Origin of the sequence: Corallibacter sp. (assembly GCF_048381695.1) — a bacterium.
Lineage (GTDB): Bacteria > Bacteroidota > Bacteroidia > Flavobacteriales > Flavobacteriaceae > Corallibacter > Corallibacter vietnamensis.
Map to the genome: position 1 here is coordinate 647,107 of NZ_JBLXHI010000001.1, position 14,221 is coordinate 661,327.

At 32.1% G+C, this 14,221-nt stretch carries 10 protein-coding genes; 6 read left to right on the plus strand and 4 right to left on the minus strand.

The annotated features are described in order from the left end of the window. Positions 1–66: 66 nt before the first annotated feature. The 3 genes from ACN5J3_RS03020 (at position 67) to ACN5J3_RS03030 (ending at position 5,778) form a co-directional block, all read left to right on the plus strand. Positions 67–2,568: a DUF5686 family protein gene (locus tag ACN5J3_RS03020; RefSeq protein WP_417291337.1), complete on the plus strand. Its 2,502-nt coding sequence runs from the start codon at positions 67–69 to the stop codon at positions 2,566–2,568. A gap of 151 nt (positions 2,569–2,719) precedes the next feature. Next, positions 2,720–3,247, plus strand: a complete 528-nt coding sequence (locus ACN5J3_RS03025) for an inorganic diphosphatase (protein ID WP_344728061.1) — start codon at positions 2,720–2,722, stop codon at positions 3,245–3,247. 116 nt (positions 3,248–3,363) lie between these two features. Continuing rightward, positions 3,364–5,778, plus strand: coding sequence for a sodium-translocating pyrophosphatase (locus ACN5J3_RS03030; protein ID WP_418510720.1), 2,415 nt, complete (start codon positions 3,364–3,366; stop codon positions 5,776–5,778). A gap of 68 nt (positions 5,779–5,846) precedes the next feature. On the opposite strand, the gene ACN5J3_RS03035 is transcribed toward ACN5J3_RS03030, so the two are convergent. Genes ACN5J3_RS03035 through ACN5J3_RS03050 form a run of 4 tightly spaced genes read right to left on the minus strand, consistent with a single transcriptional unit; the run spans position 5,847 to position 9,423 of the window. Next, positions 5,847–6,461 (minus strand): deoxynucleoside kinase, encoded by a 615-nt coding sequence (locus ACN5J3_RS03035; protein WP_344728066.1) that lies wholly within the window; start codon positions 6,459–6,461, stop codon positions 5,847–5,849. Positions 6,462–6,464: 3 nt separating this feature from the next. Beyond that, complete coding sequence (locus ACN5J3_RS03040; RefSeq protein ID WP_418510721.1) at positions 6,465–7,247, minus strand: hypothetical protein; 783 nt, start codon at positions 7,245–7,247, stop codon at positions 6,465–6,467. A 30-nt stretch (positions 7,248–7,277) separates the two neighbouring features. Further along, positions 7,278–7,958, minus strand: coding sequence for a response regulator transcription factor (locus ACN5J3_RS03045; protein ID WP_418510722.1), 681 nt, complete (start codon positions 7,956–7,958; stop codon positions 7,278–7,280). Continuing rightward, a complete protein-coding gene (locus ACN5J3_RS03050) occupies positions 7,951–9,423 on the minus strand; it encodes a sensor histidine kinase (protein ID WP_418510723.1) in 1,473 nt (490 codons plus the stop codon). The genes ACN5J3_RS03045 and ACN5J3_RS03050 overlap by 8 nt, the downstream gene beginning before the upstream one ends. A gap of 121 nt (positions 9,424–9,544) precedes the next feature. On the opposite strand from ACN5J3_RS03050, the gene ACN5J3_RS03055 reads away from it, so the two are divergent. The 3 genes from ACN5J3_RS03055 to ACN5J3_RS03065 all read left to right on the plus strand — a co-directional run bounded on the left by ACN5J3_RS03055 (position 9,545) and on the right by ACN5J3_RS03065 (position 14,118). Further along, positions 9,545–10,390 carry a GLPGLI family protein gene (locus ACN5J3_RS03055; RefSeq protein WP_418510724.1) on the plus strand — a complete coding sequence of 282 codons (846 nt, stop codon included), beginning with the start codon at positions 9,545–9,547 and terminating at the stop codon, positions 10,388–10,390. Between the two features lie 105 nt (positions 10,391–10,495). Then, positions 10,496–11,353, plus strand: a complete 858-nt coding sequence (locus ACN5J3_RS03060; protein WP_418510725.1) for a GLPGLI family protein — start codon at positions 10,496–10,498, stop codon at positions 11,351–11,353. 44 nt (positions 11,354–11,397) lie between these two features. Continuing rightward, the gene (locus tag ACN5J3_RS03065) at positions 11,398–14,118 is read left to right on the plus strand and encodes a carboxypeptidase-like regulatory domain-containing protein (protein WP_418510726.1); all 2,721 of its coding nucleotides are present in this window, start codon (positions 11,398–11,400) and stop codon (positions 14,116–14,118) included. Positions 14,119–14,221: the final 103 nt, after the last annotated feature.

Consider the following 14,221-nt stretch of genomic DNA (forward strand, 5'->3'; position numbering starts at 1 on the left):
TTCATATTTTTTTACGTTATTTAAACTTCATTGGCAATATTATTGTTGATGAAGTTTTTTTGTCTTATGAAGTACAATCTACTTATAACATATTTACTACTCGGATTTGCCTCTGTGTTTGCCCAAACCAAAGTAAGCGGTCATGTGTTTGATGAAAACAATGAGCCAGTTGCTTATGCAAATGTTATATTTAAATCGTCTTCTGAAGGAACTATTACAGATGAAAATGGGCGTTTCTATTTAGAGTCTGATGAAACATGGGAAACGCTAATAGTCTCCTTTGTTGGTTATGAAACCATAGAGTATCCTCTAGAAAAACGTGTTAATTATGAAATGCGTTTTAATATCAAAGAAGAAGCGGCAGCTTTACAAGAGGTTGTAATTGTTACAGGAAAGCAATCAAAAAAAGCCGAAGAAAACCCTGCAATTGCTATTTTAAAAAAAATATGGGAACGTAAGCGTAGAAACGGCTTAAAACAATTTGATCAATATGCTTATGATAAATATGAAAAAGTAGAATTTGACCTCAATACCATAGATAGTTCTTTAATGAAAAGTAGACTTTTTAAAGGTATGGAGTTTGTTTTTGAAGACCTAGATACCTCAAAAGTTACAGGTAAAACCTATTTACCAATGTTTATTAATGAATCTGCAAGTAAGGTTTATGGCGATAACATTTTAGAAAAAGAAAAAGAAACATTAGAAGGTAATAAAAATTCTGGTTTTGATAACAATCAAGTTGTAATAGCTTTTATAGACGATTTGTATTCAGACTATGATATCTATGATAACTATTTGAAGTTTTTTGATAAAAGTTTTGTGAGTCCATTATCAAAAACAGGAATCAACACCTATAATTATGTTTTGTCAGACAGTGCATTTATAGACAACAAATGGTGTTACAATATCATTTATTACCCAAGACGAAAAAACGAACTTACTTTTAAAGGAGATTTTTGGGTTAATGACTCAACCTTTGCTATTAAAGAAATTAATATGCAAGCCTCTAAAAGTGCTAATATAAACTGGGTAAAAGAAATTTATATAGAACAAGAATTTGAAGTGCTTAATGATTCTGTGTTTTTAATAAAACGAGATTATTTTATGTCTGACTTTTCTTTTCAAAAGAAAGAAAAAGCAAGAGGAATATATGGTAAGCGTACCACTTTATATAATGATTATGTTTTTAATGAGCCTAAACCTGAAAAGTTTTATACCGAAAAGGTTTTTAGTTACAATGACGATGCTTACAATAGAGATGATGCCTTTTGGGAAAAAAATAGGTTAGAAAAATTAAACAAAGACGAGAAGGGCATTTATAAAATGCTAGACACGTTAAAAACGGTAAAAAAATTCAAACAGTTATACAGTTTAGGAAGCATTTTAGCTTCAGGTTATATAGAGTTTGATGATTTAAATTTTGATTACGGACCTATTTTTTCAACATTTGGGTTTAACGAAGTCGAAGGTTTACGCATAAGAACCGGAGGAAGAACCTATTTTGGACCTAACGACTTATGGCGACTAGAAGGGTTTACTGCTTACGGGTTTAAAGATCAAAAATTTAAATATGGTATTTCAGGAAAACTCTTGTTAGATCAAAAAACACGTTTAATAATTTCTGGAGGTTATAGAAAAGATATAGAGCAAATAGGAGCCAGTTTAACCACATCTACAGATGTTTTAGGAAGAAGTCTGGCATCATCATCCATAGTTGGTACAGGAACAAACGATAAGTTAACATCTATTGAATTAAGTAGTCTTGCACTGTCAATGGAACCTGTAAGAAACCTTATATTTAGAGTAAGCGGTAACTTTAGAACATTATCATCTGCTTCGCCAACATTTAGTTTAGACTACATAGATGCTACATCACCTACAGGAATTTCATCTGAAATAAAACAGTACGAAAGCAGTTTTTCTGTATCCTATTTTCCAAAAAGAAAAATGACAGGTTATGGTGTTGAACGCTATGAAGCTAACGATTATTTTGCCACATTATTTGCACAAGTTAGTCGAGGTGACCAAACGATTTTTAGTAGTGATTTTGATTACACCAAAGTGCAATTCTCATACATACAGCCATGGCAAGTAGGAGGTTTTGGTGTTTTATATTCTACATTAGAAGCCGGTAAAACTTTTGGAGAAGTACCTTTAGGGCTTTTAAGTGTCGTTCCTGGTAATCAATCGTATTTTTCAATATATAATACGTTCTCTCAATTAGATTTTTATGAGTTTGTAACAGATACCTATGCCACATTACATTTACAGCATAATTTTAATGGTAGACTATTCTCAAGAATACCGCTTTTAAGAAAACTAAACTTAAGAGAGATTGTGAGTTTACGTGGTGTTTGGGGAGATTTATCAAACGAAAATATCTTACTTAACCAACCTTCAAACATACCTCTAGTTGCTCCTAATGATGAAATTTATTGGGAATACAGTTTTGGTATCGGAAACATCTTTAAGGTGTTTAGATTGGATTTTAACTTCAGGGGAAATTATCTAGATAATCCTAATGCTAGAAAATTTGGCGTAACAGGCAGTTTTGGATTTGATTTTTAAAATAAAAAAGATTGATAATTGCTAAAAACAGTATTATTTTTTCAATATATATCAAAGTCAGGTTCTATTTTGTTGCCCAAACCCAAAGACTTACATATCTTTGCAGCCCTTAAAAACAGTGATTTAAATAATTAAAATATATATACCAACTATGAGTCCAACAGAAAAAGGAACATTTGATGTATTGATTGAAATACCAAAAGGAAGTAGAAATAAATACGAATATGATTTTGAATTAAAGAAAATTCGATTTGACCGTATGTTATTCTCATCAATGATGTACCCTGGAGATTATGGGTTTATTCCAGAAACTTTAGCTTTAGATCAAGATCCTCTAGATGTTTTAGTATTAGGAACAGAACCAACATTCCCAATGTGTGTTATGGAAGTAAAGCCAATAGGTGTTTTTCATATGACAGATGAAAAAGGGCCAGATGAAAAACTAATTTGTGTACCAGTTTCTGATCCTATTTGGAATAGATATAATGATATTCAAGACTTAAATCCTCACAGAATTAAAGAAATTGAACACTTTTTTCAAGTATACAAAGATTTAGAAGAAAAGAAAGTAGACGTTGGTGGTTGGGGCGATGCAAAAGAAGCTTACCAAATACTTGACAAATGTATAGAGCGCTACGAAACTAGCGAGCATAAAGCAAACGGAAACTTTACAATCTAGTACAAGCTTGTAATATAGTAAATTAAAGCCCTTACGCTATAGAAGTGTAAGGGCTTTTTAATGTAAATCCATTTTGTTACATTTGTTAGGATACAAACTAATCAAATTATAAAAATATGGAATCAAATATGATTTTTGTGCCAATAATATTGGCCGTTTTAGGATTACTATTTATGTTCGTTAAGATGTCTTGGGTTAAGAAACAAGCTGCAGGAAATGAAAAAATGCAAGGCATATCAAAAGCGATAAAAGAAGGAGCGTTAGCATTTTTAAATGCAGAATATCGACTCCTTTTTATTTTTGTAATCATAGCGTCAATAGCATTATTTGGTATATCTCAAGTTGTAGAAACAACAAGTTGGATGATTGTTCCTGCATTTGTATTTGGAGCTATATTTTCAGCATTGGCAGGAAATATAGGTATGCGTATTGCTACTGAAGCCAATGCTCGTACTGCTGAAGCGGCTAAAACAAGTTTGCCGCAAGCTCTAAAAGTGTCATTTGGAGGCGGAACAGTTATGGGACTTGGTGTTGCAAGTTTAGCTGTTTTAGGATTAAGTTTATTTTTTATGTTCTTTTTAGGGCAGTTTATGGGAGATGAAGGTTCATTTTATAATAATATGACTATTGTTCTAGAAACCTTAGCTGGTTTTTCTTTAGGGGCTGAATCAATAGCGCTATTTGCTCGTGTAGGTGGAGGAATTTACACAAAAGCTGCAGATGTTGGTGCAGATTTAGTAGGTAAGGTTGAAGCAGGTATTCCTGAAGATGATCCTCGTAATCCAGCAACTATTGCAGATAACGTAGGAGATAATGTTGGAGATGTGGCTGGTATGGGAGCTGATTTATTTGGGTCTTATGTTGCTACTGTTTTAGCGGCTATGGTTTTAGGAAATTACCTAATAAAAGATATGGCTGAAGCAGGTGTTGTTCTTGATACTTTTAATGGAATGGGTCCTATATTACTACCTATAGTTATTGCTGGTTTCGGAATTCTAGCTTCTATTATAGGAACATTTCTTGTTAAAATTTCAAATAATAATGCAAAAGAAGCTCAAGTTCAAAGAGCTTTAGATACTGGAAACTGGGTTGCAATTATTTTAACATTAGCAGCTAGCTGGTTTTTTATAGATATGATGCTTCCAGAAACAATACATATGAAATTTTTTGGAGAAGGATCTAAAGCCGTTCCTTCAATCAATGTGTTTTGGTCTGCGTGTATAGGTTTGGCTGTTGGTGCGTTAATTTCTATAGTAACAGCTTATTACACAAGTCTAGGGAAAAAGCCTGTATTAGATATTGTAAATAATAGTTCTACAGGTGCAGCAACTAATATTATAGCAGGTTTAGCAGTAGGTATGAAATCTACTTTTGCATCTGTTGTGTTATTTGCAGCAGCTATTTATGGTTCTTATGAACTTGCTGGTTTTTATGGTGTGGCTTTAGCGGCATCAGCTATGATGGCTACTACTGCCATGCAGTTAGCTATTGATGCTTTTGGGCCAATTGCAGATAATGCAGGTGGCGTTGCTGAAATGAGTGAACTAGATCCAGAAGTACGTGAGCGTACAGATATTTTAGATTCTGTAGGAAACACAACTGCAGCAGTTGGTAAAGGGTTTGCTATTGCATCTGCAGCATTAACCGCGTTAGCGCTTTTTGCCGCATATGTAACATTCACAGGAATAGATGGTATTAATATTTTTAAAGCAGATGTTTTAGCAATGTTGTTTGTTGGAGGTATGATTCCTGTAATATTCTCCGCTTTAGCAATGCAATCAGTAGGAAAAGCAGCTATGGAAATGGTACAGGAAGTACGTCGTCAGTTTAAAGAGATTCCAGGAATTATGGAAGGAACTGGAACACCAGAGTATGCTAAATGTGTTGATATTTCTACAAAAGCAGCATTAAAAGAAATGATTTTACCTGGTTTGATTACCATTATTACACCTATTATTATAGGATTGTTATTCGGGGCTGAACCTTTAGGAGGTTATATGGCTGGTGTATGTGTTAGTGGTGTTATGTGGGCGATTTTTCAAAATAATGCTGGTGGCGCTTGGGATAACGCTAAAAAGTCTTTTGAAGCAGGTGTAGAAATTAATGGCGAAATGACTTATAAAGGCTCTGATGCTCACAAAGCTGCTGTAACAGGAGATACTGTTGGTGATCCGTTTAAGGATACATCAGGACCTTCAATGAACATACTTATTAAATTAACTTGTTTAGTAGGGTTGGTTATTGCCCCAATTTTAGGAGGACATGCTTTAGAGGGTGAGATGAAAGTAACTTCTGAAGAAGTTGAAGTAAGCTCTAATGATGGTACTATAAAAAAAGTACTTGTAGAGATGATAGTTAACGAAAACAATGTTTTAGCCAAGGCTATAGTAAAAACATATACTTATGCTAATGAGCAAGCTAAACCAACCATTAAAGAAGAAGTGATTTCAGGAACAATTCAAGAGGTTGAAAAGCAGATACAAATAATAAAAAAGGGTGCAGATACATTTAAGATGACAAATCGTAAATAAGCATCTTTAGTAAATAAAAAAAAGCCACAATTTTAAAATTGCGGCTTTTTTTATTTGGTTTAAAGTTATTAGAATAAACCGTTTATTTCTGCATCTATTTTATTGATGATGTAACCAAGGTCTTCTGGGTTGCTAACAAAATCTAAATTATCAACATCAATTATAAGTAATTTACCTTTGTTGTAACCATGAATCCAAGCTTCATAACGTTCATTAAGTCGGCTTAAATAATCAATGCTAATAGAATTCTCATAATCACGTCCGCGTTTATGAATTTGAGATACCAAATTAGGAATAGAACTGCGTAAATAAATAAGTAAGTCCGGTCCTTGAACAAACGATTCCATTAAATCAAAAAGAGATCTATAATTCTCAAAATCTCTATTTGTCATCAAGCCCATGGCATGTAGGTTTGGAGCAAAAATATGAGCATCTTCATATATGGTTCTATCTTGTATAATATCTTTTCCGCTTTCTCTAATTTGATTTACTTGACGAAAACGACTGTTCAAGAAATATACTTGTAAGTTAAAACTCCAACGTTCCATTTGGTTGTAAAAATCGTCTAAATAAGGATTGTCTACAACGTCTTCTAATTGTGGTTCCCAATTGTAGTGTTTAGCTAGTAATTTTGTGAGTGTGGTTTTACCAGCACCAATGTTTCCTGCTACAGCAACGTGCATAAGTTATTTTGTTTTTAGTTGGAATTCATGTAGAACTTTAGAGTCGTAAATATACAAGGTTTCGTTATTCAATAAAAACTGTTTTATTAACAATTCAGGAGTTTTGATAGTTGTCATTTTTTCTGACTTTTTATCAAGGTAATAAAGTGATATGTCACTACTTAAAACAACATTTTCATTACTTACCGAAATAGCTGTATAACCAGAATTAGGTGTTTTCATTAAAAGGCTACCAAAGTAATTATACTTATAAAGGAATTTCTCTGTTAGAAGCCAGCAAAAATTATAATCACTTTTTAAATCAAGAACATTTGATGTTACAGGAATAGTAGCAACTCTTGTGGTTTTAGATTTGTAATCATAGAGTTCTAATTTTTGTAAATCTTGATTAAAAATCCAGAGAGTGTTGTCATTTCCTGTAGAAATATGACTCACGTTTTTATAAGGCTCGGTGTTGTTAAAGTCTATTTTGAAAATTTCAGCAAGGCGATTATCTAAAATGATAACAGTATTAAAATCTTTATAGAAAAGATTAATTTTTAAAGGATTAAAAGTGTTTGTAGAAGTGATAGCGCCTAATTGTATGTTGCTGTAACTCGTGGTTTTTTCAGGTGTTTTTTTGTAAAAGGCATTATTGTTTGTGTAGTAAATGGTACCAAAATTATCTATGCCAGAAATAACCGAAACAGATAAAGGGGATTTTTTTACAAAAGATAAATCAATGGTGTTTTGGCTAACTACAGTAACCGAAAAAAGTAAAAAGATATATTTAAGCCATTTCATCATGGTTGAAAATTACAAAAATCAAACTATAAATTAACATATTAATTTATAACCAAAGCCACGAACGTTTAAAATTTGAATATTTGTGTCTGATTGAAGCTTTTTTCGAAGCTTACTAATAAAAACATCCATGCTTCTTGCAGAGAAAAAATCGTCATTCCCCCAAAGTTTATTCAAGATGATTGACCTATCTAAAACCTGGTTTTTGTTTTTAATTAAATGAAATAGTAAATGCGCTTCTCTATGTGTGAGTTGTAATTTTTCTTCAGCGTTAAATTGAAGTGTTTGCTTTGGGAAATCAAATGTGTAACCTCCAATTTGTAATATTTCTGAAGTTTTTTGTGCCTGTGTTCTGTTTAGCAAATTGTTAATTCTCACAATAAGCTCTTCCATGCTAAACGGTTTTTTTAGGTAATCATTTCCACCTATGGTAAAACCCTCAACAACATCTTGTGTTTGCGATTTGGCAGTTAAAAAAATAATAGGAATTGTATCATCAATTGCTCTAATGTCTTTAGCTAATGTAAATCCGTCTTTTTTGGGCATCATAACGTCCAATACTAAAATTTCAGGAGTTTCAGACTGGTATTTTTCAAATGCTTTTTCGCCATTATCACACAGAATAACATTAAAGTCTCTGGTTTCAAGACTTTCCTTAATAATTTTACCAAGTGCTGGCTCATCTTCGGCTAATAAAATAGTGGTTTTAGGCATTTGGTAATGTTATTTTAAATGAGGTGATGTTATTTTTTAAATCAACAGTGATAGTTCCGTTGTGTTTTTCTGCAATTTTCTTGGTGTAATACAGTCCAATTCCAAAGCCTTTAACATCATGAGTGTTGCCTTTAGGAACTCGGTAAAATTTCTCAAAAATCTTGTCTTTATTAGCTTTGGTTAACGTGTTGCCATTGTCAGAAATAGTAATGGTAAATGCAAAATGATTTTGCTCGAGCGAAATTGAAATCGCATCTCCACCATATTTTATAGCATTGTCAATAATATTATTGATGGCATTTTCAAAATGGAACACATCTACTTTTGCCGAAATGTTTTCAGGTATATTGAAAGTTATGGTTTTGTCACTGTTAAGTTGATGTTTTTCAATACTCGTGGTCAAAATTTCCGAGATGTTATAAGTGTCTTTGTTGAGCTCAAGATTTTCGCTATCAAGTGTAGCGGTTTCTAGTAACTTTTCAACCATTGTGTTTAATTTTGAAAGCTGCGTGTTTGATAAATCTAAATACGTTTTTGTTTTAGCTTTATCTTCAATAACATTAAAGTTTTGAATGCTTTCAAGTGCAACACCAATGGTTGCAATAGGTGTTTTGAATTCGTGTGTAATGTTGCTAATGAGGTCATTTTTTACTTCAGCTAATTGTTTTTGGTGCTTGATGATTTTAAGTAAATAAAACAAACAGCTTATCACTGCCAGAATTAACAATGTGGAAATTAAAATACCACCAAAAATGCGTTTTAAAATAAGCTTTGTTTGATTTTCAAAACTTAAATTTAGAGAGCTTCCTTTAGGTAATAATGTAGATTTTGAAGCAACGTTTAAAATGTTTTTTGAATCGGTTATAGTGTCTTTTGCCTTCTTTGTTTTGTCTCTATTAAAATCAAGTGTGTAATCAATAGTGATGTTTTTTTGAGATAAGTCAGTAGTTATTAAACTGTCAATTTTTTTAACATCAAGCGTGTCATTTGAAATTGAAATAACAACTTTAGACGTAAGTAATTCAAACCCTTTTACTTTTATAGAGTCTTTTTTTATGTCAATAGAATTCAGCTTTTTGTGATCCCATTTTGCATTTAAAATCGAATCTACATTAGCACCTCTGTAAATAGAAATACCATCAGTAGTTTCAAGATTAAGGCTATCAAGGTTTTTAAACTTTTTTTGAGTAATATCAATTTGCTTTAAAATGGAGTCAAACTTATGGTCTTCGGCAAAAAAGTTGTCCTTGTCATTACCTTCAAAAGCAAATCCAATGGTGGTTTGTTCTGCAAGGTTAACATAATAATCATCAACAGCTTTATCTAAACTCACCTGAACATCTTTAATAAGCTGTTGCTTGTTGGCTAAATAGTTTTTATAATTCCAATACACTTGTATCGCAATAGTACTGAGTATTACGGTAACTATGAAGTATAATATTATTCGGTATCTAGAATCATTCATAGGTCAAAAGTAAATGTTAAAGTAGATAAAAACTAATCGGTTAACACTCGTTAACACTGGTTAACTATAATCAATGTATCGTTGCAATAAGTTTGTGTTGTAATAATTAAACAAATAAAAAATGAATACATTAACAAGAATAGCTGTTTTAGCATTGGTGCTATTTGTGACGCAAGCAAGAGCTCAAGAATTTACAGGAGTTGCAACTTATAAGTCAAAACGAAAAGTAAATGTAAAATTAGATAGCACACAAGTGAGTTCAGAAATGCATCAAAAAATGATGGATATGCTTAAAAAGCAGTTTGAAAAAACATACATACTCACGTTTAATAAAGAGGAATCGGTTTATAAAGAAGAAGAATCGCTGGGAGCTCCTCAAGCTGGTGGAATGGAGGTAGTAATGATAAACACAGGAGGAGCAGATATACTGTATAAAAACACAAAAGAAGAACGCTACACTAATCAAAATGATGTGTTTGGAAAAATCTTTTTGATAAAAGACAAACTAAAAAAACTTGATTGGCAATTTGGCTCAGAGACTAAAAACATTGGCGAATACACTTGCTATAAAGCAACCATAACTCGCGAGCGACCAAAAATTGTTGGAGGTATTAGCGTTAATGGTGATAAAGATTTAGATGAAGAAAAAGAACCTGAAATGGAAAATGTAACAATAACAGCGTGGTATACGCCGCAAATTCCTGTAAACAATGGACCTGGTGATTATTATGGGCTTCCAGGTTTAATTCTTGAAGTTAATGATGGTTCTGAAACGGTTATTTGTAGTAAGATAGTGATTAATCCAAAAAATGAAGTTGAAATCACTGAGCCTAAAAAAGGTAAAAAAGTGACTAAAGAAGAGTTTGATAGCATTATGGAGAAAAAGCTCGAAGAAATGAAAGAACAATATAGTCCTAAAAGAGGTAAAGGGAATGGACAGCAAATAGAAATTAGAATAGGAGGTTAGTCTTTTTAGTAATATTTTAACACATAGTAATTAAACTTTTAGCGGCTTTGTGTGTCTAAAGTGAGTTATAAGGGTATTCTTAACTAAACTAATTAGACGTAAAAAATGAAATCAATTTCTATCAAACTATGTATTGCTATAGCTGTATTATTTAGTAATTCACTATTAGCTCAAGACTTCCAAGGAAAAGCATACTACGAATCTAAAACCACAGTTGATATGGATAACTGGGGAAGAAGAGAAATGAGTGAGCAACAAAAAAAGATGATTGCTGAGCGTATGAAAAGTATGTTTGAGAAAACATATATTCTAACGTTTAACAAGTTTGAGTCTATGTACAAAGAAGAAGAAAAGTTGGAAGCTCCAGGTGCTGGTGGTCGTGGCTTTAGAATGATGGGAAGTTTTACAGGAGGCGCACAATATAAAAATGTAAAAGACAAGCAAATACTTCAAGAGCAAGAGTTTTTTGGTAAACAATTTTTAATCAATGATTCCTTACCAGATTTAAAATGGGATATGACTGGAGAAACAAAACAAATAGGTCAGTATACGTGTTTTAAAGCTACAGCTACAAAAAAAGTAGACGAAATGGATTTTAGAAGCATGAGAAGGCGTGATAGAGATGATGAAAAGAAAAAAGACTCAACAAAAGCATCTGATGATCCAATGAGTGAGATTGAAGTCCCTAAAGAGATTTTAGTAACAGCATGGTATACGCCGCAAATTCCTGTAAACAATGGCCCAGGAGAATATTGGGGATTACCGGGTTTGATATTAGAGATAAATGCAGATAGAACAACTATTTTATGCTCTAAAATTGTTCTAAATCCAGATGAAAAAGATGATATAAAGAAACCATCAAAAGGAAAAGAAGTTACGCAAGAAGAGTACAATAGTATTATAAAAAAGAAAATGGAAGAAATGCGAGAAATGTACGGTCGTGGTCGTGGCGGCAGACGCTAATTTTTTTCTAAACTGATTAATCAACCGCAAAAAAACAGTAATTAATGAAATATATCACACTACTATTGCTTTTAGTGGCAAGCACAGCTTTTTCTCAAGTTAGAGTAGAAGGTGTTGTAAAAGATAGCATAGGAAACCTGTTAGAACTTGCCAATGTTATCGCTATTAATAAAGAAACTAACAAATTAGATTCTTACGGTATTACTAATGAGCAAGGTCGTTACAAGCTATCATTAGAGGCAAATACAAACTACAAGCTTCAGGTAAGTTATATTGGTATGAAAACTGCCGAAGAGGCATTATCTACAAAAAATGAAACCATATCCAAAGATTTTTCACTGCAAAATGATAATTCATTAGATGAGGTTGAACTGGTTTATGAGATGCCTGTAACAGTAAAAGGAGATACCATTGTTTATAATGCAGACTCTTTTAGCACAGGAACTGAACGTAAACTGGAAGATGTTTTAAAAAACTTACCAGGCGTAGAAGTTGATGATGAAGGGCAAATAACCGTTGAGGGTAAATCTGTTTCTAAAGTTATGGTTGAAGGAAAAGATTTTTTTGACGGAGACTCCAAATTAGCAACAAAAAATATTCCGTCAAACGCGGTTGATAAAGTTCAGGTTTTAAAAAATTATTCTTCCGTTAGTCAATTAAGTGGTGTAACAAACAATCAAGATAATGTTGCTATCAATATTAAATTAAAAGAAGGAAAAGAAAGTTTTTGGTTTGGTAATGTAACGGCAGGAGTAGGCGTGGCAGATGATGATGGTTTGTATTTAGTTCAGCCCAAACTATTTTATTACAGTCCAAAATACAGTGTTAATGTTATTGGTGATATAAATAATATTGGAGATCCTGCATTTACACGTCGAGATTATTGGAATTTTTCTGGCGGATTTCAAATGCCTAGCAGGCAAAGTGGAACTAATATTAATTTAGGAGGAAATGCTCTAGGGTTTTTGTCGCTTCAAAATAACAGAGCAAAAAGTCTTGAAACAAAATTTGGGGCTGCAAACTTTAGCTATTCTCCAAAGGAGACTTTAGATTTAAGTGGATTTGCAATTTTTTCTAACTCAAAAACAGAGCTTCAGCAAGATAATGCCGTTACTTATACCGATAATGATTTAGGAATTCCTGATGAAACAACACAAAGTAACACTGTGCAAAATAGTGATTTGGGTATGTTAAAATTAAGTGCGGTATACAAGCCTAACGCAAGTAACCAGATAGATTATGATGTGTTAGCAAGAGTTAGTAAAGAGTCTCAAAATCAAAATGTATATTCATCTGTAGTTGGTTCAACACAAGAGACAGAAGGTTCTAGCCCGTTTAGCATAAACCAAAATCTTAACTACTATTATACACTAAACGAGAATAATATTTTTTCTTTTGAGGCGCAACACTTGCTTCAAGATGAAGATCCTTTTTATAATGCTGTTTTAGAAAATGCTGACGGATCTGGCAATGCAGATTCATATTTTAACACAGCAAACAATTTAGGTTTAGATTTAGATCAGTCTTTTTATAATGTAGATCAAGAAAAACGTGTTAAGTCTAATCAGTTAGATGCAAAACTAGATTACTGGAATGTGTTAAATCAAAAAAGTAATTTAAATTTTACACTAGGAACCATTTATAGCAACCAAAAATTTAATTCTAACCTATTTCAGTTTTTAGATAATGGAACATCTATTTTGCCAACTCCAGCTGATAATGATGGGTTAGCTAGTAATGATATTACTTATAACTTTACAGATGTATATTTAGGTGTTCATTATACACTTAAAGCTGGAATTTTTACATTTACTCCTGGTTTTTCTCTGCATTCATACAATGTAAATAATGAGCAATTTGGTGAAAAGTATACAGATAATTTTATCAGAATATTACCTGATTTTGATACGCGTATTCAATTAAAGAAAAGTGAACAAATTGTGTTTAATTATAGAATGCAAACGCAGTTTACAGATGTTTCAAATTTTGCTAGAGGTTATGTAATGAATAACTATAACTCACTTTTTTATGGTAACCCAGAATTAGAAAATGCGTTGTCTCACAATTTAAGTCTGTCTTATTTTAGTTTTAATATGTTTAACTATACTAATGTGTTTGCAAATATTAATTATAGTAGTAGCATAGATCAAATAAGAAATTTGACAAATTTTGAAAGTGTCATTAGAAGTAATTCGCCATTTAACTCACCTTATGCAGATGAAACATTAACTGCTAATGGGCGTTTTCAAAGACGATTTGGTAAGCTGCAAGCTAGTGTGAGAGGTAGTTTTAACTATTCTAAATTTAATCAGTTTATTCAAGGAGATAGATCTGTGAACGAAAACTATACACAAACTTATGGCGCTGAATTGCGAACCAATTTTAAAACAGCACCAAATGTTGAGTTAGGTTATCAGTATACAATTCAGGATAACGATCAAGGAAATAGTAGATCAAAATTCTATACAAAAGCACCTTCTATTGAAGTTGATGCACTTTTCTTGAAATCATTTACATTTAGAACAGAGTATACTTACAATGATTTTAGAAATGAAGATACAAGCTTAAATAGCTTTGATTTCTGGGATGCATCATTATCCTATAGAAAAGATGAAGACTCTAAATGGGAATTTGAAGTAAAAGCAACCAATCTTTTAAATACAAAAGCGCAAAGTCAAAGTAATACTAGTAATATTTCTGTTAGTACAAGCAACTACTATATACAGCCGCGATATGTCACATTTAGAATGATTTACAATTTATAAAACACAAAAAAGCCTTCTTAAAACAAGAAGGCTTTTTTGTGTGATGATATTTTTTTAAATAAAAATGCATTTTTTATTGTTAAAATAAAAAAACAGTAATATT